The sequence below is a fragment of the Hydrogenophaga crassostreae genome (assembly GCF_001761385.1).
Classification (GTDB): Bacteria; Pseudomonadota; Gammaproteobacteria; order Burkholderiales; family Burkholderiaceae_C; genus Hydrogenophaga; species Hydrogenophaga crassostreae.
This window is the reverse complement of sequence record NZ_CP017476.1, coordinates 2,402,322-2,426,044: the sequence shown is the minus strand read 5'-3', so window position 1 is coordinate 2,426,044 and position 23,723 is coordinate 2,402,322. Positions and strand designations below refer to the sequence as shown.

At 57.0% G+C, this 23,723-nt stretch carries 18 protein-coding genes; 3 read left to right on the top strand and 15 right to left on the bottom strand.

Annotated elements, in window-relative coordinates; all coding sequences use genetic code 11:
* Positions 1–4: 4 nt before the first annotated feature.
* On the bottom strand, positions 5–742 hold the full coding sequence (locus LPB072_RS11155) for a HupE/UreJ family protein (RefSeq protein ID WP_066089550.1): 738 nt from the start codon (positions 740–742) through the stop codon (positions 5–7).
* Between the two features lie 71 nt (positions 743–813).
* Entirely contained in the window at positions 814–1,218 is a 405-nt protein-coding gene (locus tag LPB072_RS11150; protein WP_157559288.1) for a hypothetical protein, read from the bottom strand.
* 59 nt (positions 1,219–1,277) lie between these two features.
* On the opposite strand from LPB072_RS11150, the gene LPB072_RS11145 reads away from it, so the two are divergent.
* Complete coding sequence (locus LPB072_RS11145) at positions 1,278–1,556, top strand: metal-sensing transcriptional repressor (RefSeq protein WP_066090813.1); 279 nt, start codon at positions 1,278–1,280, stop codon at positions 1,554–1,556.
* A 45-nt stretch (positions 1,557–1,601) separates the two neighbouring features.
* On the top strand, positions 1,602–2,921 hold the full coding sequence (locus tag LPB072_RS11140) for an MFS transporter (protein ID WP_066089544.1): 1,320 nt from the start codon (positions 1,602–1,604) through the stop codon (positions 2,919–2,921).
* A gap of 440 nt (positions 2,922–3,361) precedes the next feature.
* Here LPB072_RS11140 and LPB072_RS11135 read toward each other — a convergent pair whose 3' ends face one another.
* On the bottom strand, positions 3,362–6,208 hold the full coding sequence (locus LPB072_RS11135) for a TrlF family AAA-like ATPase (protein WP_066089541.1): 2,847 nt from the start codon (positions 6,206–6,208) through the stop codon (positions 3,362–3,364).
* A gap of 575 nt (positions 6,209–6,783) precedes the next feature.
* Between LPB072_RS11135 and LPB072_RS11130 the strand changes: the two genes are divergently transcribed.
* Positions 6,784–9,759, top strand: coding sequence for a KAP family NTPase (locus LPB072_RS11130; RefSeq protein WP_066089538.1), 2,976 nt, complete (start codon positions 6,784–6,786; stop codon positions 9,757–9,759).
* 430 nt (positions 9,760–10,189) lie between these two features.
* On the opposite strand, the gene LPB072_RS11125 is transcribed toward LPB072_RS11130, so the two are convergent.
* The 12 genes from LPB072_RS11125 to LPB072_RS11070 form a co-directional block, all read right to left on the bottom strand.
* Entirely contained in the window at positions 10,190–12,214 is a 2,025-nt protein-coding gene (locus LPB072_RS11125; RefSeq protein WP_082876873.1) for a DEAD/DEAH box helicase, read from the bottom strand.
* A 55-nt stretch (positions 12,215–12,269) separates the two neighbouring features.
* Positions 12,270–12,542 carry a hypothetical protein gene (locus tag LPB072_RS11120; protein ID WP_066089535.1) on the bottom strand — a complete coding sequence of 91 codons (273 nt, stop codon included), beginning with the start codon at positions 12,540–12,542 and terminating at the stop codon, positions 12,270–12,272.
* A gap of 76 nt (positions 12,543–12,618) precedes the next feature.
* Positions 12,619–13,008, bottom strand: a complete 390-nt coding sequence (locus tag LPB072_RS11115; RefSeq protein ID WP_066089532.1) for a single-stranded DNA-binding protein — start codon at positions 13,006–13,008, stop codon at positions 12,619–12,621.
* 71 nt (positions 13,009–13,079) lie between these two features.
* Positions 13,080–15,035 (bottom strand): phage integrase family protein, encoded by a 1,956-nt coding sequence (locus LPB072_RS11110; protein ID WP_066089528.1) that lies wholly within the window; start codon positions 15,033–15,035, stop codon positions 13,080–13,082.
* A 138-nt stretch (positions 15,036–15,173) separates the two neighbouring features.
* Positions 15,174–16,505, bottom strand: a complete 1,332-nt coding sequence (locus LPB072_RS11105; RefSeq protein WP_066089525.1) for a fused MFS/spermidine synthase — start codon at positions 16,503–16,505, stop codon at positions 15,174–15,176.
* A gap of 2 nt (positions 16,506–16,507) precedes the next feature.
* Positions 16,508–17,095, bottom strand: coding sequence for a hypothetical protein (locus LPB072_RS11100; protein WP_157559287.1), 588 nt, complete (start codon positions 17,093–17,095; stop codon positions 16,508–16,510).
* Between the two features lie 10 nt (positions 17,096–17,105).
* Positions 17,106–18,245, bottom strand: coding sequence for a PFL_4669 family integrating conjugative element protein (locus LPB072_RS11095; RefSeq protein ID WP_066089518.1), 1,140 nt, complete (start codon positions 18,243–18,245; stop codon positions 17,106–17,108).
* 45 nt (positions 18,246–18,290) lie between these two features.
* A complete protein-coding gene (locus LPB072_RS11090) occupies positions 18,291–18,677 on the bottom strand; it encodes a hypothetical protein (RefSeq protein WP_066089515.1) in 387 nt (128 codons plus the stop codon).
* A gap of 142 nt (positions 18,678–18,819) precedes the next feature.
* The gene (locus LPB072_RS11085) at positions 18,820–20,724 is read right to left on the bottom strand and encodes a hypothetical protein (RefSeq protein WP_157559286.1); all 1,905 of its coding nucleotides are present in this window, start codon (positions 20,722–20,724) and stop codon (positions 18,820–18,822) included.
* Between the two features lie 16 nt (positions 20,725–20,740).
* Positions 20,741–21,430, bottom strand: a complete 690-nt coding sequence (locus LPB072_RS11080; protein WP_157559285.1) for a hypothetical protein — start codon at positions 21,428–21,430, stop codon at positions 20,741–20,743.
* Positions 21,431–21,472: 42 nt separating this feature from the next.
* Entirely contained in the window at positions 21,473–22,078 is a 606-nt protein-coding gene (locus LPB072_RS11075) for an STY4526/YPO1902 family pathogenicity island replication protein (protein WP_066089506.1), read from the bottom strand.
* A gap of 35 nt (positions 22,079–22,113) precedes the next feature.
* Positions 22,114–23,715, bottom strand: a complete 1,602-nt coding sequence (locus tag LPB072_RS11070; protein ID WP_066089504.1) for a ParB N-terminal domain-containing protein — start codon at positions 23,713–23,715, stop codon at positions 22,114–22,116.
* Positions 23,716–23,723: the final 8 nt, after the last annotated feature.

Sequence of the window (23,723 nt, the reverse complement as noted above, 5' to 3'; positions counted from 1 at the left end):
GTGTTCAAGACACAAAATAGCCGGTGAGCTGCATGCCCACCAAAATGAAACCCGCGCTCATCATGGCGACGTTGGCGGTGTAGGCGTGTTTGATGAAGCTGGGTGTGCGGCGCCAGTAGCTCATGCCGATCAAGATGACCGCCAATGCCAGCAGTTGCCCGATTTCCACGCCCACGTTGAACGCGAGCAAATTGGGCACGAGGCCGTCGGCGGAGATCTCGTACTCCAGGATCTTGGTCGCCAATCCGAAGCCGTGGAACAGGCCAAAGACCAAGGTCGCCACTTTGGTGTTGGGTTGAAAGCCGAGCCACCGTTGGAAAGCGCCAAGGTTGTCCAACGCCTTGTAGACGACGGAAAGCCCAATGATCGCGTCGATCAGGTAGCTGTTGATCCCGACGTTGAAATACACGCCCAGGATCATGGTGGTGGAGTGACCGATCGCAAACAGACTCACATAGATCGCGATGTGTTGCAGCCTGTAGAGGAAGAAGATCACACCAAACAGGAACAGGATGTGGTCGTAGCCCGTCATCATGTGTTTGGCGCCCAGGTACATAAAGGGCAGCAGGTTGACGCCCGAGATTTCCTGGATATAGCCCTTGTCGCCCTCGGTCACGGCGTGGGCAAAGACTTCTGCGCTGCTAAGTAGCAGGCAGATGAAGAAAGCAAAAAGTAAAAACAGACGGGGGTGCCCGATCGCCCATGGCGAATGTGGCAGCCTGTCGTGAACAGGGCTGTGCATAAAAAGACTCCGATGGTCCAAAAAATGGTCACGCTGCGAGGCGCAGCGCAAAGGCGGTAACGAGAAGCGCCTTAGCCCATCGGTGGGCGATCCAGCCGGTAGGCTTGCCCCAGTTCAATCCAAGGCCTCACCATGACTTCCCAGTGGGGAAGTTGCGGCGATGCATTGCCCCAGGCAAGGGGCAGATGGTGGGCTATGTCGTGCGAATGATCCATCGCGTGGTGAGGGTGCTGTCCACTTGCACGCTCATCAGTCTCCGAAACCTCAACCCCGTTGTCTGCATGCTCATGTCCGTGAAGTTCCTCAGGACCGGTCAGCGCAGATGGATGCGATTCAACAATAGCGGCCAGACCGTGGGAACTGGTGAGTCCAATCGAAGAGACGACCGTCCCGAACGTGATCACCATGAGCACCAGCCACCGCATACCCAATACCGCCAAAGTAGGCAGTGTTGAGGGGTGGGCACGAAGAGTCATGAGGTTTTCTTGGGTGAGTCGGGTGATTATAGTATCCCCTTGGGGGGATAATAACGTCCATGACACTTCCGCACATTCACGATTCACACCCCGCCGTCATCAAGCGCCTAAAGAGGGCGAATGGGCATCTGAACAGCACGATAGCGATGTTGGTGGAGGGCCGCCCCTGTCTGGATATCGCTCAGCAGTTACAGGCTGTCGAGAAGGCTGTTCAGCAAGCCAAGAAAGCGCTGATCCAGGACCATTTGGACCACTGCCTTGAGCATCTCGTGGGGCCCCTTGCTGGAGAGCAGCAGCACTCCATGGAGGAGTTCAAGGAAATCACTCGGTACCTGTGAGTTGTTGCCTCTTGCATACCGACCGCTGATCCATTGAACTAAAACATGCTGGCCATTCTTTCCAACCGCACCTACCGTCACTTATTCGCCGCTCAGGTGATTGCTTTGATCGGGACCGGTCTGGCGACCGTTGCACTGGGGCTATTGGCCTTTGATTTGGCGGGCGACAACGCAGGGATGGTTCTGGGAACGGCATTGGCCATCAAGATGATTGCCTACGTCGGCGTGGCACCGGTCGCAGCAGCCTTTGCCGAGCGCCTGCCCAGACGCACCATGCTGGTGACGCTGGACCTGGTCCGGGCGGCTGTTGCCTTGCTGCTGCCATTTGTTTCCCAGATCTGGGAAATCTACGTGTTGATTTTTGTGTTGCAAGCCGCGTCGGCTGCTTTCACGCCCACCTTTCAGGCCACCATCCCCGATGTCCTTCCGGAAGAGGCGGACTACACCAAGGCTTTGTCGCTCTCACGCCTTGCGTACGACATGGAAAGCCTTGTCAGCCCGATGCTGGCTGCTGCGTTGCTGACGGTGATCGGCTTTCACGATCTGTTCGCGGGCACGGTGGTTGGGTTCTTGGCTTCTGCCGTGTTGGTGGTCTCGGTGGTTTTGCCCGTTCATCCAGCTCCAAAGAGTCGCAGCATTTACGACCGAACCACACGCGGCCTGCGAATTTACCTCGCCACACCTCGGCTGCGCGGACTGTTGGCCGTGAATGCGGCGGTTGCAGCGGCAGGCTCCATGGTTTTTGTCAACACGGTGGTCATCGTGCAGGGGAAATTCGGTTTGACCCAGAGCGCGGTGGCTCTGGCCTTGGCCAGCTTCGGAGCCGGCTCCATGGTGGCGGCGCTGGCCTTGCCCAGTCTTCTGGAAAAACTGTCCGATCGGCGCGTGATGCTATTTGGCATAGCGTTGATGGTCGTGGGCATGTTCGCGGGCACCTTGGTGGTCGGGCATGCCTCGCTCATGGTCTTGTGGTTGGCTCTCGGTTTGGGATATTCGACCGCGCAGACGCCCTCAGGGCGCTTGTTGCGTCGCTCTTCAAATCCAGAGGATCGTCCTGCGCTGTTTGCCGCTCAGTTTGCGCTGTCGCATGCCTGCTGGTTGTTGTTCTATCCGCTGGCCGGCTGGTTGGGGGCCCGTTTCGGCATGCCGGTGACCTTTGCTGTTTTGGGCAGTGCTGCGGCATTGGCCGTCTGGGTGGCCACACTGGTTTGGTCGCCACAGGATCCTGAGTCCATTGAGCACGAACACCCTGATCTGCCAGCGGGACACCCCCATGGCGCGGGTTCCACCGAGCAAGGTGGACACCATTCGCACCCTTTTGTGATCGATGACCACCATCTGCGTTGGCCGAATCCGAGGCGATGAGGTCGACGCTGGATACTTTGACGTGCTCCTCGTCCTCTCCCAGACACGTCAGTGGAGGGCTTCAAGGTATTTCGGCTTGGTTTGGAAGTTGAACATCGCAGCAAAGTTGCCTTGAGGACCTGTCACCGCGAAAGACTGCTTTTCGACATGCTGGTGGACCGCAACGGGTCGATACCAGCAGGCCAGGTGATGAGGAAGCGGTCAGTGGCGCTGCACCAACCGTGTCGCGGATGCCCAAAGACCGCAGTACCCCGTACAGCCGCCACTCGGGACAGCACCAGTCGCCGTGCCCAACAGCTGCTTCTTGGCAGGCAGCTGGAACCCGTATGGCTGCACCCAGCGGCAGTAATCGCTGCAGAGCCGAAACTAGAAATTCGAAAGTCGCTTCAAGGCTGTAAGCAGACATTGGCCACTGTCCGCATTGGCAGCTTCGCCGAGCCTCAAACATCTCTTCCCAGACGCTGATAGCGCCGCTCAAACGCTTCTTCGCCCCCCTCCATCACCTGACAGACCTCGCGGCGCATTGCTTGGTCCTGCAAGGAGCCGGTTTGCTTCACATGACACTGGTGGTTGAAGTCCAGTACGTGAATCAGCTCCGCATCCCCATTGACCACGATGTTGGGGTTGTGGGTCACGACGATTAGCTGACGACGCAGCTTGTTGCTGCGTATCTGCTGAACCACTAGTCCGTAGATTAGGTGGTTGTCCAAGTCATCTTCAGGCTGATCAAGCACGAGCGGCTCGTTTCCGTGCGCCAGCAAGAAAGCGAGCATCGCGGCCGCGCGCTGACCGGCGGACGCTTGACCTATGGACTGAAAGTCCCGTCCGTCTCCCTTGCGGCTGTATTCCACCTGCAATCCGTCTTCGGGGAACCAGCACAAGATGTGATCGATGAACTCAGGGCGTTTGTCGGCTTCCGCTTTTAAGAACTTATTGAACCAGCCTCCAAATTCAGCCTGGCCGCGACAGGCGTTTGACAGGCGCTTCTTCTGAGTCAGTAGCGCCTGCTCAAATGCTGCGGTGTCCCACGCGCCCGGCTGCTCGAACAGATCAACCGTGACCAGCAGATCAGCCAGAAGCCCTTTGGGTGACCCCCCTTCTTGCTCCTGATAGAGATCGTCCACGTACCTGCCATCAGCAGCGCCAAGAAGCTCCCGCAAGGAGCGTTCAATGCCCTGCGCATCCCGACTGTATGGGATTAGCGCGATCCGAACAAACGGATTGCCTTGCAGCGTTTCCTGAAGAAATCCACTCCGTTGGGCACTGATGGCGCGACGAGCGGACCTCACCTGCTCTAGCAGTGCTTTTGCCTTGTCGCGTAACTCTATTTGCTGCGTCTGTAAGGCCTCAAGCTTCTTCAGCTCGGTTTCGAGCTGCTGCTTTTCTTGCACCAGACGGCCATACTCACTTGGGTCGCTGACCCCTTGTTGCTGCAGGTCGGCTTTCAGTTTTTCATAGGCCGCCTTTGCCTCGCCGATCCGCACAAACGTGGGTGAGGCCTCCAACTCGTTGCGCAGGACTCGTCCGCACTCATGCAGCGCGGCGGCGGTGTTCTCGACCTCCTGCCGCGCTTTGGTGATGGCTGCGTGCAGCGCTTGGACAACGCTCAGCGCCTCGCCGTCCTCGCCGGTATCACACAGCCCTTGTGGCAAATCTTCCGCCAGCAGGGCGGCCGCAAACGCTTTCAGGCGCGCTGACAAATCAGCGGCGGCATCGAGCTGGCGCTCTAATTCGAGGCTTTGCCGGCTAGTATGTTGGTAGTTTTTCAGCACCACAGCATGGTCGGCGCCTTCGAAGCGGGCCAGCTTACGCTGAACGTCTTGCAGGGCAAGCGTCAGCGCTTCGCTTTTTTGCAGCTTGCCATCAAGCTCCCGAATTTGCGCCCGAGCGGCCAGGAATGCACGCTTGGCTTCGTCAAAGGCCGTCTGCTGTGACTGCGTGTCCGCTGCATCGTCTATTACCTTCAACAGGGCCTGCTGGCTGTCGCCCGCCAGTGCCGCGATCTGCCCCTGGCTGAACAGCCGCACTGGAAATCTCTGCGCGGTGACTGCTTGGCTGGTCGAGGGCGCGAAGCTGCCAGTGGCTGTATCCCATTCCTCCACCGCATGGCCTTGACCGTCGTGTCGCCAGATCAGCCGATGGGACGTTCCATCCCGCTGCACTCGTACGCAGATGGCTGTCTCCGCTTGGATTCCGCCTTCATCGTTTCGGCTCTTGGCGACTTTGCAGAAGCGGCTGAAGGTCTGCCCTGCCTCCGAGCTGGGCGACAACTCTTTCTCGCGCCGATAGGCCAGGCGCAGGGCATGCACGATGGTCGATTTGCCGGTGCCACGTCCACCGATGAAGGCATTGAAGTACGGGTTGAGCGGCAAGCTGTCTGCCTGCCTGCCGCGCCCCATATAGCGCGCGTCACGGATTTCAATCGACTCAATGAAATGCTCTGGCGTGTTGAACGGCGTAAAGCCACTGCTCTCGTCGCTACGCTTTACCGAGACCTCCTGCCCATCCAGCAGTGCAAGGCGCAAGCCTTCCAGGCTAGGCTGGGCCATCTTGATCCAGGTGTAGCGCGAGCCAGGAACAGCCGCACCTCGGAAGCTGTGACAATCACTTCCGACTACGCTGGCGAAACGCAGTTTCAATTCGTCTAGTACCGTCGGCTTAGGGCTGGTGTAAGCAGTCCACTCCAGCGCCAGGAGGCCCGACTCTTGCAAGACCTGCTTGACCGTTGTGGCGTCCAACAAGCATTTGTGTGTGCCAGGCTTGACCTGTAACAACCCCTTTTCTCCCTCGACGTGTGCCGGGATGGCAAGGCCTCCCGCCGCGAGAATGCGCTCCACCACCTTGCTGGCCCCTTCGCGGGTAACGCCATCGCTGTCACCCCGCGTTCCCTCGTATTCCACCCTCGCCAGCAGGCCGTCGATGGTCTGGCTGGTGGCAGACGGGTCGAATATCGCAAGCAGGTGAATGCCACCTTGTACGGAAATTTCTACTCCAGGGAAGACGTGTAGCTCACGGAAACCGGCGCACTGTGTGCCTGCATCGGCCTCGGCCTTCATCTCGGCATAGGCGACCTTGATCTTGTCGATCCAATCGCCCGTGTTGTGGTCGGTGACAGCCACACAGTCGATTTCGGCGGCCATATATTTGAGCAACCAGGTTTGTGGCGTCAGCTCAGAGGGCGTACCAATGGCCGCCTGCCAAGCTCCCGTGTCTTTGGATGCCGGTGTGTGTGTATGGAAATCGAACTTCCACCAGCGTGCGCCGGAATATGGCCAAGTTTGGCTCATGCTGTTCTCCTATTTGTAGCCCCTATTCTTCCACCTGAACTCTGAGCACCTAAATCAGAGTCCGAGCGTCATCCATGAACAGACCTTCCTCAGGTTAGCCTTGGTCCAGGGCTACAGCTTCGCCACGGAATAACTGCTGCCGGAAAACGCCATTGGATTGGTGGTGGTCGGCTCCCGCTGCAAAGCCGAGAATGAAAGTTCGAAGGCCACCTCAGGCTGGGAGCGAACCTTCTCGGTTAGGCCAGGCAGGGGCTACTATCGCTGCAAGCGGTAAGTGGCTTCGGAGTCGCAGCAGGCCAACTCTGCCGCCTCGGCATTTCGAACGGAGAACCGACCTTCCGCCCTGAACACCCGAGAGGAGCAATCTGAATTGGCGCGGGCCCGGGGACCGACATCATGTAGGGCGCGTCTCTTACGGGCGTATTCGCGCCGCAGGACCATGTCACCTGGCAGATCTGTGCCAGCGTCGCCCCGCAGATAAACTTCCGGACGGCGCAGGATGCCCAGGCGCGCCTGCAAGCCCCGCAAATCGGCACACGTATACGGCGCTCACGCCTAACAGGGAGGAATGGTGAATGGCGGCTACCAAAAGCACGATGAAGATGCCCGAACTCTTGGTCTTTGCCAAGATGTTTGTTGTTGGCTTGGTGGCCGCAGAGGTCTACAGGGCAACCTACTACCTGGGAACTGCGTTTACTCCTGCGATAGCCGACCTTTCCCTTTGGACAAGGGTTATTCTGGTTCTCATCGGACTGGCGGTCTGTGTGGTTTACGCCGTCAATCGTGGTGCGCATATTTCTGCGGTACAAGTGGGTCGAAGCCTTCGTCTCGACCTATTCATCGCAACGTGCTTGGGAGCTTGGTCAAACGAGTTGGCCATGCCTTGGCTTTCTGAGTTCCACGCAGCATTGAAAGCGTCTGACCCGTATTGGGCGCCAGTTGCTCTTTTGCTGTTCTGCACTGTGCTTTTGTCACCGCTAGTCCAGCGCCATTGGCCAAGGAGGCAGCAGACTCCTTCGCAACTCCGTTTCCTTTCGGACGAAGAGATCAGATGCGAGAACGACGATCTGCTCTCGAACGAGACCCAAGCAAAGTCGTTCGCAGAGACGGTCCTTGCAAGCGGGGCGCATTCGGGATTGGTGTTTGGTGTCGATGGCCCGTGGGGTGTGGGTAAGACCAGCTTCATCAATCTTGCTGAGCGCTACTGGGAACGAGCTGCGGACAAGGTGATCGTTTGTCGGTTTGAGCCTCTGCGATATGCGTCTGAGCCAGATCTTTCCGATCGATTGATTCGCGACCTTTCTGCTGCGATTCAGAGCAAGGTCTTTGCACCGGAGTTCCGTCCAGCGGCATCCCGATACTCTCGACTCATCAAGGGGAAGGCGGACATGTCGTTCCTGGGCTTCAAGCTTTCACTGGAGCCGTCACAGGAAACTGTCGATGAGCTGCTTGATGACATTGATGAGGTCCTTCGTCGCATTGGTCGACGAGTGATTGTTGTCATCGACGACTTAGATCGCTTGGATGCTAAAACCGTCAACAACGTCCTGTTCGCAACTCGGCGCACATTCAAGCTGTCACAAGCAACCTACGTCCTTTGCTATGACACCGAGGTACTGGCCGGCGGCAAGGAGGAAGGATTCAGAGCACGTGAGTTCCTTGAGAAGTTTGTGACAGTCAAACTGAGCTTGTTCGTGGACAGCTCCAGGATCAGCAACTTTCTGCGGCGTGACTGGGAACGCGCAGAAAGTCAGCTCGGCTCAGTGCCTTCAGATACGATGGTCAAGCTTGGTGCCGTTCTCAATGAGCTTGCGACTATTCTGGATGGCGACTCTGCTGCAAAGTACCAGCCTTTGGTCGGCGATCTGCGCAAGGTCAAGCGCTTCATCAATGCGATTCTTCTCATGCAGATTGAGAAAACTAACCTGGGACGTACCGACTTCGACAAGCGTGACCTAATTAACCTGATGCTGCTGCATCTGAACTATCCCGGGTTGTTCAGGCGCATTTACGCCGAGGAGACAGAGGGGCGAAGTGGTACCTTCTCAATCAACCGGGAGTACGACGATCCAGAGTTCAAGAACGCCCATGGCTTTGCACAGGTTAAGGAGGAGAACCAAGGGGCTGCCAAGTTTTTGCTGGAAGAGTTGTTTGATGTGGAGGTCTTGGAGCTAGGTGACGGGCGCAATGTTGAAGAGTCGGTCCTTCGGTCACGCGCGTGCTTCAACAAGGGCAACACCAGAAACCTGGAGAGCTACCTGAAGCTCATCGTGCGCTTCGGGACGCCGGAGCCGCAAGAGACCTTTGTTCTCTACCAAACTGCCGTTGATCGAGTTCGCAAGGGGCAACCCATTGCTTCGGTACTCACAGAGGCTGACTTTTTGTTGGAGCGAACAGAGAACGCACACGACCAGTTCTGGCGAGTACTGGTCAATCAGGCCTACGACTTCACTGGTGTGACCGCCGAAGACGCCATTGAAACGCTCGTTAAGTTCGTGCCTCTTTATTCGTCGTTCGACAACGATGATCGGGGCCTGCGGCCGAGGTCGATTTACTCGTTGTTGCGGCTGTTGGATCGCGCTGGCTGGGGACGGACGTCTGGCCGACGACGGACAAATACTTCGGAAAATGTTAAAGAGGTCGCGTGGAGAATCTTTGGCGAGAAAGACTTCGTTGGAAAAGGCCTGCTGGAGCAGCTTGCAAGCACAGACCGCGGCGTGCTGGGCTGGAACGATCTCATGCTGTTCCGGTTGCAGTGCTCGGCAGATCGCGGTGGCCAGTTGTACAACCTGCACACAGCACTCATAGTCGACCAGGACATGTCGGCTCCGACGTCCGGCTTGGTCCGCCAGCTGGCGTTGCTGGGGATGAGGAAGCTCTCTCAGCGCGTTTTCGCGCACTTCAAACGCGGCTACATAGACGCTGGACGAAACTTCATCGCTGAAGCATATGACGTACCCGTGGATGCGTTTCTCGGTCAAGCCTTTGCACATCTTCATGAGCAGGCGTCGCTGGACCCCAGTTCCGAGAACGGCGACACCACGATCGCCCGTCGAGTTGCAGCTGCGCGCTCCTTCGCCGCGTCGTTCGTGATCTATCAGCTCAGCAATGCGCTGCCCCCGAATGGCTCTGGCGTCGGATGTGGCTATTACGACGAAAGCGGGGCTGAGGATTGCGGTGGCATATCCAAGTTGATGAACGAGTACATCTTTGGCTTCTGCTTTAGTCCCGCAGTCAAGGGCGATAACGTGCTGCTGTTCCTCGATCATTGCCTCGCCCACTTGAGCAGCCCTTTTCACACGGGTCGAGATGAAGAGGGCTATGTCGCGACCAAGTCAGGGCTGCCAGGTGGGCTGAATCCGAAGGCGATGGGGAACTTCTGGCTGCATCATCGCGATCACATTCGGGGGCTCGAACTCCAACACAACGGGCGATGCGTCTTTATGCCTGGCTACACGGCTTTCTATCGCGACGATCTCGATGGGGTGTTTGCCGTACTCGATGAACTGGCTGAGGAGGTGGCTCCCACTATGCCCGCTCCAGAGGCCTGAGCTCGCTCCACGGTGAGCTTGGTCCTTTCACGTCAGATATGGCGCTTCAAGTTTGACTTGGCGCTCAGCCCGACGCGGCTGTGCCCGAACTGCCAAGCCTGACACGGCACACGTTCGCCGGTTGCTAAGACTGCTTTACGCCGTCAGTAAGTTGGGCCGCCGAATACCAAGGGTCGCAATCGCTGCATTGCGGGTCTACGTTCTTCTCCACTCCTGACCTTCATTTCGACTGCTTGAGCATTAGCATTTAAGATGCCTTTGGCGTGCCCAGCTCAGCAGCGGCCGCAAGTGAGAGCGAAACGAAGTGAGTCCATTGAGTTTTTCGCATTGGAATCTTGGTTGGGCAGACAAAGATGTTGCCGATAGCGGTGCTGCTGATAGCACCGCTACTGTAACGACGAAGCACGTTGAGAGTGCTTTTGAAACGAGCTTAGATTTCCCTCAAAAGTAGCGACGCATTGGCGGACTCCACCGCATGCGCCAGTTCGTCGGGTAAAGCCGCCCTAACCGACTCTACAACGTCGTCTTCGGTTTCCTGTTTGCTCTGTAAGAGCTTCCAAACACCGTCGTCCAACGTGTTCTCAATCAAAGGCACGATCACCATCACATCACGCAACTGCCCCAGGCGGTAGGCGCGGTCCTCGGCCTGACGCATGAGGGCAGGCGTCCACGGCAACGATGCAAAGGCCACGTAGTTTGCAGCAGTCAAAGTGATGCCCACACCTGCAGCCGATGTGGTTCCGATGAACACAGTCACGGCTGGATCGGTTTGGAAAGCATCTATGGCCCCTTGGCGGCGTTTGGCCGAATCGGCCCCCACCAGGCTGACACAACCGATCCCGGCAGCGCTGAAGGCTGTTTTCATGGCCTCTACGGTGGCCATGTATTCACAGAAGATGATGATCTTGTCGCCCGCTGAAAGGCTCTCGACGGTTTCTATCAAAAACTGCGTCTTGAGGGCCTCCAACGCCTGGCGCAGCTTGACGATCTTGGGCATGACGTACAACGACATGTCCGCATAGATTTCCCGGTACGCACCCAAGCCTTCAGGTGGGGAGATGTAGCGCACCTGGCGCGATTTGGTGCCAAGGTCTTTGAGCACATCCTTGCGACGGCGAAGCATCCAGCCCTGGAGCGCAGCAGCCAGCTCCGCGCGCTTTTCCTTGTTGCCAGAAAACCGCCTTCTGAAGTCTTTGAGGGTCAAGCTGCCCAACTGGTGTCCGGTCATGCGCAGCAAGGTGTGCAGCTCGACCTCGCGGTTGAGCAAAGGCGTGCCGGTGACCACGTAGCGCCGGGGAATGCGGGTGGCCAGCACAAACGCATTGCGCGTGCGCCCTGCCTGGTGTTCTTTGAGGTAGTGGGCCTCGTCAATGGCCATCACCTCAAAGGCCAGGTCTGGATCTCGCACCAGGCCACCCAGTCGCTCGTAGTTCGCAATGACCCATTGGCACCCGTACAGGGTTGCATGGCGATCCTCGCCCACGATGCCCACCACCTCGTTGGGGTACACCGCGTGGATCTCGCGCTCCCAGTTGATCCGAAGGCTGGCCGGACAGAGGATCAACACCCTGCCCTGTTTGGCGATCATGCGCGTGGCCACTACGGTCTGACGGCTTTTGCCCAGGCCCATGTCGTCGCCCAAACAGGCCCCTGACTGCGACACCATGTGGCGCACACCAACCTCCTGGTAGTCCCGCAGGCCTGCGGCCGCACAGACAGAGGCAAGCGATGCACTGTCCACATCAAAGCATTCGGAGGAATCCAGCTCAGCGGACATGAACCCTGCACCGTCGCCGGCATCGTCATCCCCACTGCCCATGCCGGGCTCAGGCACCGCAGCAGGCACTTTGATGGGCGAAGTGGAGGCAGCACTGGCCACCAGGTCTTCGAGCACCACGGGCTGCTCATGCACGAAGACGTGAACTTCGTCTACCAAAGCCACAGATTGGAGCGCATGCAGGATCTCGCGGACCTCTCCGCGCACCTGCCAAGCCTTGGCGTTGGGATGAAATTGCCCACCCAGGAACCGCATGGCTTTGACACACAGCATGTCATAGGTGAAGCTCACCGCATAGCGACCTCTTGCAGGATCAGCCTTCGCCAGTGGAAACACCTGCACATCGAGGCGCTGCGTGAAATAGTCGGGCTGGGGTGCGCGCATCGCGGCACCGACGACCGCAGCGCCAGCCTCCACGTCCAAATGTTCTCCCCGGTACAACCGCTTGAGCCAGGCCATAGCCTGATCGGCGCTCCCCGCTTCCATCACCCACAAGCGACCGGGTGCAAACCAGCAAGCTCCGGCCTTAGACAGCTCTTTGCCCATGCCCCGAACGAAATAGAGCTGCAGGCCAAGACGACGACCGTCTGAGACGGCCTTGACCACCAGCTCGGGTGGCAGCAAGCTGATGGGGGTGAAGGTAGCAGCGTGGGCGATGACCTGGTCACCGACGGTCATACGTAACGCCCGAAAAAAAGTGAATCTGGGTGCCGTTGATTTGGCTTATTGGTACTCATTTGGCCGTCCCTTTTTGATTTGTATTATTTGCGGTGGCCACCGCCTTGTAAATCTTCACACTGCCTTGCTTGTGACGGCTGACAAGCCCATCCACAGTGAGTTGCATCAGTGTCATGCGGGTCTGCTCTTCGCCCCACCCTGTGGCATCGGTCAAATTGCCGATGTGATCGGGTTCCACCTGGATCAGTTTGAGCAATGCGTCCTTGCGGTCCTGGCTGACAGGTTGTGTTCGAAACGCTCCTGAAGGTGTTGTGTTTCTTTGGATCATTGAGCCTCCGTGTCGTGATGAAAGGTACTGGCGAATCATCTATTTTTGGACGTCACGACATGAGATTCAAGGACCCTCAGGCCGTCGCTTCCTCACGGCTGCGCGCGGGCGCAAAAGTGATCGACTCGATGCGTGAGAGTTGCAGGGCCACATCGTCCGCAGAGACCTTGATCACCTGGACTTCGTTGCCATCCTCATCCTTCGCCATGAACTCGCGTTCCTCGCCGATGACCAACACGCGAGCGCCCTTGCGCAAGTGTTTGGCGCAGGCCTCTGCTTTTTCACCGTAAATCTCGACTTCACGCCAGAAGCCTCCGACCTGCTCAACTGCACCTTCCGCATTTTGGCCCCAGCGCGCGAACATCACGCGCATGGTGGCCACAACGAAATCACCGTTCTTGCCAGTCAGCCGCTTGAGTTCAGGCGAACTACCCAAATTCCCTTTGCCGATAAACATGTTTTGCATAAAACATCCTCCTTGGTGCGGTTAGAACAACCCGGCAGTTGCACCAGTCCTGCCAGGTTGAGAAAACACTTTCAGCCAGTGGTCGGGCTCTTTGCGAAAGGATCAGGCATGGCATTGATTGCCCGCACACGGTCTGACATATCCGCCTTGATGTAGATGCCCGTGGTTGAGATCGACCCGTGACCCAGCAGCTGCTGTGTCACGGGCAGATCCTTGCCCGAAGCCTTCAGTACCGTGTGTGCGAACGTGTGACGCAGCCAATGGCAGGTGGCGTGTTCAAAGGTCTCGCGCATGTCTGTCTCTGAGCTGGCATCTGCAGCCTGCTTAAAAACGGCCTTGATCAGCCTGTGAAGACCTGCCGGCGACAACGCACCAGATGCGCTGGCCAGCGCAGCCTGCACGGGTTTCTCCAGCACGGAAATCAAGGGCTCCTCGATCTGCGGGAGATCGGGAATCAAGCCAGCCTGAACCAAGGCCCGCCGATCCCGTCGATGGGCCTCCAGCGCATCAATCACAGCTTGTCGAAGCGGTATGAAACGCTCACGCTCGCCCTTGCCCACCACCCGCAGATAGTGGGTTTGTGAATCGGTCTCTTCGTCCAACTGCGCACCCTGTGCGGCCACCAGATCGCCCCAGGTGCGAGCAACCTCGCCAATCCGCAGGCCTGTGGACTCTAATAGCATCAGCAAGGCCACCAGGCGGCGCTTGGTGGCGTCCTCTGGCAAGCCTTGAATGACGCTCACCAGATGCTGAACCTCCCGAGACGTCAAGGACCGTCTGGTGTCGATCAATGGTCCGGTTGGCCTTACTTTTCGGATGTGAGAAAACGGATTGGCCACCAGGTAGCCGGTTTCCACCAGAAAGCTGAACAAATGGCCGATTGCGGTCAGCGCCCGCGCGGCGCTCGATGCCGACAAAGGGCCTCGCATGGGTTTCCAGTCCAAGGTGTCACGCCGCGCCGGCAGCGCACTCATCCAATGGGCTGGGGGATTGCCCAGAAAGCGCGCGTGCGCAGCCGCATCCGATACGGTGAGGCCTGACAGTGTTTTGCCCTGCTCACGCGCCCACAACATCAACCTGTGCACGTCGCGGATATAGGCCGTGCGAGTATTCTCCGATTTGAAACTCATGGCCTCCAGCCAGCTGCTCACGGCCTCGGCGTCAGATCCTGCCGCCATCGCATTTGGGCCATCCGCGCGCAACGAGAACCCTCCCACCGTGGCCAGCGCCTGGCCAATAAGGTCAGGAGAGGGTGTTTGAACGGACACGACCCCACCCGATGTCGGAGGCTGCTTGTCCCAACGGCACCGTGGAATCACCGAAGCCTGCAGATATTCCTCATGCTCAACCAGCCAGCCCACCAGGCGGCGCGCCCGGTCTTTGCCCACGCCGGGAAACGTCTTGTACCAATGTTTGCCATGGGTGTTGATGACCTGAATCAGGTCGTGCAACACAAAGACGCCCTGCCCCCTCAATTGGGCTGACAGGCCTTCACTGAACCAGCGCAATACGGGATCGAGTGGCTGCGGCAAGGTCATGCCCTTGCTTTGCACGGTGGCCAACCCCCGAAGGGCCAGGTTCAATTCCTGTTGGCTGGCCACCGCCCGAACGCCAGGCTTGGCCTGTTCTGCGAATCGTTCCTTGTACAGCGCGATGATTTCCGCTTCGCTGAAGTCCTCAATCCCCTCTTCTTCGGCGAATTGTTCCAGGGACGGCATCACCACCTGCACTTGAGCCACGGGCTTTGGATCGCATCGCTTCAGCAAAGCCTCCGAAGCGGACACATCACCCATGTCGGCCACCAGCTGAGCTGCTTCACGCGAGATCCGGCGCAAGTAGCTCTGGATCACCCTCTCATCGGCATGCACTTCGGGTAAGTAGCGATCCGCTGCGGCCCTCGCATCGACGCCCTGGGCGACCGCGCGCATGAGCGAGATGTCGTGCAGGCAAAGCCCTTGCTCACGGGTCACCACGGCCTTGCCGAGGGGCCGACCAGGCCGTTGGTGGGCTGATGTGAAATCAATCATCAAGATAACTACCCTTATCTTGATGAACGAAAAATAGCTCTAAGTCCGGCTTGCGGAAAATACGCAGCCCAGAAGATGGCCTTTTCTCTTTGAAAATCATGAGGTTAATCGGCATGGTCTGGCATCTGGTCCACATGGCTACATGTTCAGAGCGCGGTCAAGATCAGCTTGATTGCGCTCGTCCACGTAGACGGTTTCGGCCCGAGGTTCGCTGCTTTGAAAGCAAGCCACGATCACATTGCTGAGTGGTTTGTCTTTCGCCATCACCTCAACCGAACACCGACCGTAAACACTCTCGATGGTGGCCAACAGGTTGCGCGCATAGGGTGACTCCAAACGGCCATCCAGGATCAGATTGGCCACCAGCACAGCGCCCGGTAGCATGGGCCTTCGGAGCGCCGCCCAGAACTCTCGTGTCGCTAAATGGCCAGGGATGGAGTTGTGTGAGCTGAAGACATCAACCACGATCGCGGAATACCGTTGCTCAGTCGTGTCTACAAAGTTGCGCGCGTCGCCTGCAACAAACTGACCATTGATTCGACCTCGCAGCAAATGTGCTTCAGCAATGCCGCGAATTGCCGGGTCGATGTCAACATAGGTGTATCGGTTGAGCGGCTCAAAGTGCGACAAAGTGAATCCGCCCGCACCCAATACCAGGATGTCCTTGCCTTGCAAAGCAAGATCTCCCAACAACATGGTTCGAACGTAGTGAATGTAGGGCGCGAATCGCGGAGGCTGGGTCTCTTCAACCAACGAAGCGCCTGACTGATTCACCTTGAAAAGACGTGCGTTCGGACGGTCCCCATAGGGTTCCACCTTGTATTCGGCATAGGCCGTATCAGCCAGTACGCCGACCATAGGTTGGTTGATCCAGACCACCGCGGCCATCACCAGCAAGTTGGCCAACAGCCATGATTTGCGGTTCAAGGTGAGGAGCATGGAGCCTAGCGCCAAGCCCAAGGACACCAGCATCACCGCAGCTGACACGCCAAACCACTGCATCACGAGCAATGAAAGACCGGTGGCCCCAAGGAACGAGCCCAGGGTGGACCAGTACAAGGCCGTGCCACTCGCCTGACCCACACGTTCATGGCGGAAAAGGTTTGTCAGGATCGGCACGGTTTGACCGAGCAACCACGCGATGGGACACAGGACCACAAGCATGTAGACCAGGTATGCCAACATCGCTGGTCGAATCACCTCGAACAAGGCCGATGTCGCCGCCCCAGACAGGCCCACACCGGCAATCAGGGCGGCCACGACAAAGTTGCGGCCCACCACCCGAGAAAAGTCGTGCTCGACCTTTGCGCCACTGGCATAACCCAGCGCAAGTGCAAGCAAGAAGAAGCCAATGGTCGGCGCTGTGACCAAGATGGAGCTGCCCATGTGGGGCACCAGGCGGCGCAAAGCGATGACCTCTGCTCCCAAAGAGCAAAGGCCTTCAATGAAGATCACCAGATAGAGAAGCATGATCAGCCGCCCTTGCTCGGTTGAAAACGCGCCTCGATGGAGCGGGCAAAGACCGATGGGGCACTCCTCATGACGACCTTCCTGGCTGTTGCAATTGCACGGCGCAATTCTTTGTGGCGCTCGTTCAGCGCCAGAGCCTGGTCAGTGGCTTGCCCATACCAATCCCTTACGTCCGATGTGAATGCATCAATTCGATCCTGCACTTCCGGCCATGGAACATGTCGGCATGCGCCGTTGCGCTCGCGCCATCGTAGGAACGTCAAACCCGTAGCCGTCTTGACATGCAGCATCAGGTACATCTGCGAGTTCTGAACCTGCTTGGTTATGTCAACCAAGTGCTTCATCGCTATGACTGTGCACTCAAGCTCCGTCAACAGTTGGCGCAACTCCAGCAATTTGCCCCTACCCTTAAAGGCTTTTGTGTCAGCTGGGTTTTGACAGGCTTGTTCTTTCACGACCTGCTCCGCCCAACGCGCTGGATTGACAATCGGTCCAATCCTCGTACTCCCCTCCTCAGAAGCCCTTTCAAACACAGCCCTTTCATCAAAGGCCCTTTCACCCACGGGTGTTGTTGACTGCGGCAGATTCATGTCCATTGCTTCACACCAGCTTTGTGTCATCTGCCTCTTGGGACTCTGCAGCACGCTCCATGCGCAGCATTTCATCGCTGATCTTTTGCAGCAGTTCACGCTCAGCCGGAGAAATCTGGATGTACCGACGGGAGTGCCGTGGTTGCAGCTTGGCCGAATAGACCTCAGAGGGGCATGGTCCAAATACCTCAGTCGCAAACTGAACTCTCTTGGCACCCTCTGGATCACCATCTGGCACAAAGTCAGCCCGGCACAAACCCTTCATTTGGTCCCTCATGAGCCAACGATCAAAGCGCGCGGTCTCATTGAAGGCGTGACGAATGACGCGTGTGGTCTCGGTGATGATTTGCCGCACCTGTGAGTCAGAACGCAAGTTCTTGCGTTCCAGTGTCTTTTGCAGCCGAACGAAATAGTCGAAATCCGATACAAGCTGAGCGATGGCGTAGCCATAAGGCGACTTGAATCCAAGGTTCAATATTTGAGGGCTTGACGACTGCAGCACTGAAAATGACAGCCCACGGGTCTTTTGCTGATCCAACGCGGATTGCGCATCTTTGATGTGGTCACCAAGAACCTTGATCACCTGCTTGAGAATCTGTTCGTGTCGCAGCAGTCCCCAGTCGGCGTAAGGGTTGTCGTTCGCCGTCAGCATCCACAAGGTACGTAATGCCGCAGCAACCCGCTTTCCACCGATGATCGGCTGCACTTCTTTGCCTGGATCGCGGGCGCGACCCATGAACATCCGAAAAGCTTCCTTGGTGTGCAATGCCATCTGGTCGACCTGCTCATCGACCAAAGAGCCCAGGAAGTTCATCGAGATGGCTTCTTTCTGCTCGACCACGGCCTCTGCACCTTTGCGAGACTGGTAGGTGGCCTGCATCATTTCCAAACGGTCTTGACGGTCGATCAGCTCTATGTACCGGTCGTAGTCAGGATCAAGCTCATTGTGTTTTCGTTCTGGGTCGGCTAGAAAATCGGCCATGGCGGCGGTCTCGCCCGCAATGCTGTAGCCATCATCAAATGGTGAATTCGATTCGGTGGCGTAGAGCATCTTCTTTGCCGCAGGCACGCTGACAGGAGCGATTGCTGAGAGATCTTTTGCGCTCACTTTTTTGGCGGCGCTTTGTGGCTTGGGTGTTGTTGTGGCCATGGGTTACTCCTTGAACTTATTGAAGTTGAATTGATTGCGATGGGACTAAGCACTTTCGCTTTGTGGCATTTCTCCAGCACCTGACCATTTGTCGAGGAATGGAAACTTCAAATCATCGAGACCCGGCATGCGTTCCGGTAAAGGTTGATTCAATAGAGAAAGAACTTTGTCTCGATTCACTTTGAAATAGGTCTTAGTGTTGGCATGTACACGTATAGAAACGAGATTCAAATCGCACAAGTCTTTGATTGCCTTCTCAACTTGACGAGCAGAAATTTGATTTCCTAGGTAGCGCTGAGAAAGCACAGATGCACTACATGCGTACTCCTTTTGATCTGCGTCAACCTCCAAAAGGAACATCAATACAGCGACGTCGCGAAAGCTCTTAAGTCGATAAATCAGATTCACAAAAAGAAATGAATTGGTCTTCATGAGAACTCCTAAAATTTAGGTAACACCAAACGATGAAACCCGGAACCTGGTACTAAGTTCCCCCAAACGGGTAAACCTGGTACGCCATACCAAGTTCCCCCAAACGGGGAAACACTGTCCTTGGCAGCGCCAATCACATTGCTCATTTCCGTTGCTCCTTGTTCGCAGCAAACGAAACCTTGAGTTCTCGAAGGCGTTGCAGCGTGGCTCTCTTGATCTCTGAGTCCTCTTCAACCTTTGAAGTGGCCAAGTTCGCACCGGCAGCAGGCACTGGTACCGCGTTGGTCAACCGGTCTTGATGCTGCTGGCGCTTGGCACGCTGTGCTGCGATCTGAGGAGCCATAGCCAAGACCACAAAGCCCTCGCCATGGTTGCGAATCAACCCATGCAACCAGCCCGCTGGGTTGTGAATGAGCTTGCTGGGAATAGAGAGGTGGCCAGCCAGCTCGTCCAAGAAGGATTGGCGCAGTTCTTTGGGTGCTTTGGCGACCGTGCTCAACACGCTGGCCTGGGTCAATGGATCCAGTCCAGAGGGTGGAATCAGAGCTTGACACTTGGCTTGCGCCACATCGGCCTGCCTGGCCAGATGCGACACCAAGGCCGAGGATTGAACTACAGACCGCTCAGCGTCGATTCCATTTTCGGTGGCTGTCTCCGCATCCGGGTCTTTCGACTTGCCTGAGTTACCAACCCGACGACGACTGGAATTTTCAGAATCACGGCTATCCACAGAGGCCTGTGTTGTAGTTGTAGTTTGGAAATAACTTGAAATACCTTGTTCTATATAGTTTCGACAAAAGGGCAAATTGGGATCAACAAAAGGGCAAACTGACATCGACAAAAGGGCATCACGGTTACCGGATGTATCGGAATCTGTGGAAAACTTTGCTCCAGAATTTCCTGAATGCACGGTGGCCAATTTGCCTGGTGCAAATAACGACATCACCAATCCTGCGGCCGATGAGACAGCGCCGCTTTTCTCTGCCAAGCTTGCCGCATCGTCTTGTGGTGAAAGCCGCTCCTCCGCCTGGGGAGTAGGAGACCACTGAGCAATCAGGCCCATCGGGGTGAAAAGTTTGAGCTGACGATTTGCCTCTGTTCCGCCAGCACGCTTCAAGGGTGCAGTCCGATGTGGTGGCGCTTTGCCTCTGCTTGACTTGACCAATGCGATGTCTTGCAAGGCCTTAGGGGAGGCATGCTTGCGTGGCGCGCTTTTTCGGATGGAGCGCTCGCCCTGTGCTTGAAGGCATGAAGCGATGGCCATCAGATTGACCCGCGTGGACACCGTTTCCTGTGAGGAACGACCTTCACGGATAAAACCTGCGGATTTGAGCTTCGCGCGCGCGTTGCGCTGTGCCTTGATGCCAAGACACAGTGCAATGCGGGCTTGTTCAGGGCGGTATGTGAACTCGCCCGGGAACATTTCGATGGAGTTGCCTTGCGGTGGGTTACGCAAGACAAAGGACTGACGATTCAGCAAGTACGACAAGTAGAGGCCGGCGCCCACGTTGCCGCAAATATCGACCAATGGTTTGTAGAAACGGATGGATGAGCGAAACAACTTTGCCATGTCGTCCCATGCCATCGAGGGCAGGCCCAGTAGTTGAGCTGTGCGCTCGAGTTCTACCTTGTAGTGCATCACGGCCGGTCTGCCAGCCAATGCCTCCAGCAACAGGCCACGCTCGACCAGAGCTTCTCGAACCGAACTCTGTTCTCGTGCAGACAGACCCGTGGCCACCGTCCATTGGGTCGCGCTCATATAGAACCAACCTTTGCGGTGTGGTTGTACTTGGGCCAGATGTTTGGACCAGTACAAAGCATGTCCCAGAAAAATGGCTGCTTTGAAATCACCAAGGCATTGCGCCAACATCGGGTGGAACTGGATAAACCCTCTCGCATTGAGGTGACTCAACGCTACATCGTGAGCGCGAATGTCGCCTAAATCAGGTGGCTGGCTCTCTGGAGGCACCATGTGTGATTGTTCATCCGATGCAAGAAACTCGAAGTCTGAATCGGGCACCTGCAGCAGGAATGGTGTTCGTGACAACTCAGTGTCCTGTCACTTACGCACGCCGCCGTGCGGCACGCTCAAGGGCATTGCGTTCCAGCGCAGGGACATCCAAGGCGGGTGCCAAAGTGGCAGAGGCACGCAGCATGTCTGCCAAGCCTTCACTTCGAGTCAGAAGCAACGCCGTGAGCTTGCGCAAGTCCAGCTGGAAGCTGGGTGTATGCGTCGTGGCGGAATGTGCTTCGCTCTTGTTTGGATACCTTACAAACAGGATGCCAGCTTTGACCAAGAGTCGATGTGCCTTCCGCTGTTCGGCGTCGGTAAGACCCGTTTCGGCCTCGCACTGGGTGCGGCCCAGGGTGAAGCGATAAATTCTTTGGGCATCAATCTGACTCAGGCCGCTGGCCATATGTGACAACACCATCGACAACCACACGGCTGCGGTGACGCTGCCGCTGATGTCTACATAGATGCGATGAAATGCGATGGGCTGTTGGCCCATCCAGTCCAACAGGACCGCTTGTGTCAGGCTCGAATCGCCTGTTTGCAAGACCGCAGTATCTACACCTTCATCCACAGCCGTGGCCGTGGTGAAGACAGGTAGTTCCGGCAACTCGCTTGGGGATGGTGTTGAGGAAGTGAAATCCTGCCGAACGACCCTTGCACGCCGCTGCTGGCGGTTTTTCAGCGCCGGTCGCTCCCGAACATAGCTGGCCAGGGAAATGGGTAGGTTCATTGTTGGCATGGAAGTCACTCCTATAAATTGGCTGGACTGCTGCGCAGTTGCTCAGTCTTGGTAAATGGCTAGAGGGGCGGAACGCGAGCCTATGCAGTCACCTGGGTCTTTAAACTCATCCGTGCATCGATGCAAAGAAGCAATCGAGAACGCCGAAAAAGTTTGGTGCAGGCGCCAGAGGCGTTCTCGCTCTGGCTCTTCCCGAAAGGACCTGCAGATCTCAAACCATGCATCGTGAATGCGGTCTCGAATGGCGGTGGGTGGAAGACGTGGCCTACCTGTGGCCGTCTTTTGTGCAATGTCCAGTGCAACGCGATAGTGGTGCAGCTCGTGTTTGGATAGGGTGAACAGAGAACGCATCAAAAGGATGGAGGCACCGTTGCGGATGAAATACTCCTTGAGCATCTCGTCGCGCTGTGCCCTGTCTCGGGTCCAAAGGCAGGTTCTTAGCGACTTGGTGTCGATCTGAACCCTGATGGTCAAGCCGTCTGTTTGCGCTGCATAAAAGAAGTCTCGCGAAGGTCGTTTGCGAAGATCGTCCAGCAACTCCGGGCTGAACCCTGCGGCCAAAATCTCGTCAAGGCCACCGGTATCCACCCGTTCAACGAGGTGCTCCAGGATCATGCGTTTGATGGTGGTGTTGTTGATGTTGAACATCTTTTTTTTCCCCTGTCATAGTTGAAGAATTCGGCTCAGTCCGGGAAATCTGGATCGGATGTGACAGTCCCAACAAAGCGTTCGGGGTGATCCAGACGCAGTTGCTCCATGGCACGCAGCAACTGCACGGTGAGGTAGCCCAGCTCGGGCAAATTGAACACGTGATAGACCTCGACCAGCAACATCGCGGGATCGCCAGTTTCGGAGGTGAAGCCTCGTAGACCACCCTCATAGGCCTGCCGAAAGGCTGTCGGGCCAGCCAACGCGGAGCGCGTCCAATTCGACTCATCGGCACCGACATGGGTAAACCACTTTGGGTCCAACTGACCGCTGACAGACGCCAAAAACTTCCAGGCCGCAGCCCGTACTTGAGCATGAGGTTCGGGGAGGCTTTGTCGGCCAATCTTGTCGGGTGCTGCCGGGATGTCCATGCAATAGCCGAATGGCATGCCCTTGACGTGCAAGATGCAATCAGAGAGGCCAACTACGTCGCTGATGTCCAGCACCAGGCTCAGAATGTGTGCCGTGGGATCACTTGATGAGACGTTCTCGGGCAAGGCCGGGTTGCGCTGACGCGCATCGGCGCTCACTGGGACCTGGTTGTGAGCGGAAGATGCCGAGCCGTGGACTGGTGGAGTGGGTGCTGGCGGGGACGCTGGGGGCCCAGCAGGAGCCAAAGGCTGTGGCGATGGCGCTACCCCGACAAGCATGCCGCCCAACGTACGTTGAGACGAACTTGGCGGAGGCGCGGTGGGCGCGGACACACCACCCTGCGCTGACTCAGGTGTCCTGCGGATCTGGATGGCCTTCAACTCTTCTGCTGTGATACGGCTGTTGGACTCAACCGCACTGATCATCAACGGGATGACCTCGGGGGGTGCACCGATGGCCGCAGCAAGTGCTTCATGTAGATCGGACACCAGCTCGGTTGCATCGAGCTCTACGACCTTGCGTTGCTCTTCGTCTGCTTGCTTGTTGTAGGTGATGATGGCCAAAATCTCATCGCGGTACTTGAGCAACACAGGCGTGGAAATGTCGCCAAAGCTTCGATGGCCGAAGCATGTGGCAACAGCCATGGCGCCTGCCATGCCTGGTCGAATGAGCTCATTGACCTCGGTTGCTTTGAGCCAGGGCCCGATGGGCGACAGGTTTTCGACGGCGAAGGCAAAGTTCTGAATGACCTTGACGCCAAAGTTGATTCCATGGGACTTGAGCTCACGCCCCAGATCACCGGTGCTGAGCACCACGCCATGCTCTTGTTCGTGTGCCCTTTTGAAGGAAGATACGCCTTGGGCCTTTTCCCAAAAGGTGATGTCACCACGCATCTCGTTTTCTGCGAGGTGTGCGGAAATCACGTTGGCGTCGCCTGGCCAGCGTTTTACGATCACCTTGATCGTGTCAAAGCGGGTGTCTCCATTGGCATGCAGTTCTTTGGCAATGGCCAAACGGGTGTTGCCACCACCGTAGGGGTGGTATTTGTAGGAGTCAGGTCTCCGCGTGACCGTGATTGGGTTGGTTATCCCATCCGCCATGATGCTTACGCGAATGTCGTTGTAGCGGGGGTTTGGACCAGTGCGGGGGTTGTGTTCGTAAGGCTCAACGTCTCCGATGGGCAACACTGAGAACGAGTCATCCATGTCGGCGC

Bases quoted from the DNA above. Each gene is read 5' to 3' on its own strand.
- LPB072_RS11135 (WP_066089541.1), bottom strand. From the start codon at position 6,208: ATGAGCCAAACTTGGCCATATTCCGGCGCACGCTGGTGGAAGTTCGAT.
- LPB072_RS11145 (WP_066090813.1), top strand. From the start codon at position 1,278: ATGACACTTCCGCACATTCACGATTCACACCCCGCCGTCATCAAGCGC.
- LPB072_RS11095 (WP_066089518.1), bottom strand. From the start codon at position 18,245: ATGGCCACAACAACACCCAAGCCACAAAGCGCCGCCAAAAAAGTGAGC.
- LPB072_RS11090 (WP_066089515.1), bottom strand. From the start codon at position 18,677: ATGAAGACCAATTCATTTCTTTTTGTGAATCTGATTTATCGACTTAAG.
- LPB072_RS11115 (WP_066089532.1), bottom strand. From the start codon at position 13,008: ATGCAAAACATGTTTATCGGCAAAGGGAATTTGGGTAGTTCGCCTGAA.
- LPB072_RS11130 (WP_066089538.1), top strand. From the start codon at position 6,784: ATGGCGGCTACCAAAAGCACGATGAAGATGCCCGAACTCTTGGTCTTT.
- LPB072_RS11105 (WP_066089525.1), bottom strand. From the start codon at position 16,505: ATGCTTCTCTATCTGGTGATCTTCATTGAAGGCCTTTGCTCTTTGGGA.
- LPB072_RS11125 (WP_082876873.1), bottom strand. From the start codon at position 12,214: ATGACCGTCGGTGACCAGGTCATCGCCCACGCTGCTACCTTCACCCCC.
- LPB072_RS11140 (WP_066089544.1), top strand. From the start codon at position 1,602: ATGCTGGCCATTCTTTCCAACCGCACCTACCGTCACTTATTCGCCGCT.
- LPB072_RS11075 (WP_066089506.1), bottom strand. From the start codon at position 22,078: ATGTTCAACATCAACAACACCACCATCAAACGCATGATCCTGGAGCAC.
- LPB072_RS11070 (WP_066089504.1), bottom strand. From the start codon at position 23,715: ATGGATGACTCGTTCTCAGTGTTGCCCATCGGAGACGTTGAGCCTTAC.
- LPB072_RS11150 (WP_157559288.1), bottom strand. From the start codon at position 1,218: ATGACTCTTCGTGCCCACCCCTCAACACTGCCTACTTTGGCGGTATTG.
- LPB072_RS11100 (WP_157559287.1), bottom strand. From the start codon at position 17,095: ATGAATCTGCCGCAGTCAACAACACCCGTGGGTGAAAGGGCCTTTGAT.
- LPB072_RS11110 (WP_066089528.1), bottom strand. From the start codon at position 15,035: ATGATTGATTTCACATCAGCCCACCAACGGCCTGGTCGGCCCCTCGGC.
- LPB072_RS11155 (WP_066089550.1), bottom strand. From the start codon at position 742: ATGCACAGCCCTGTTCACGACAGGCTGCCACATTCGCCATGGGCGATC.
- LPB072_RS11080 (WP_157559285.1), bottom strand. From the start codon at position 21,430: ATGCCAACAATGAACCTACCCATTTCCCTGGCCAGCTATGTTCGGGAG.
- LPB072_RS11120 (WP_066089535.1), bottom strand. From the start codon at position 12,542: ATGATCCAAAGAAACACAACACCTTCAGGAGCGTTTCGAACACAACCT.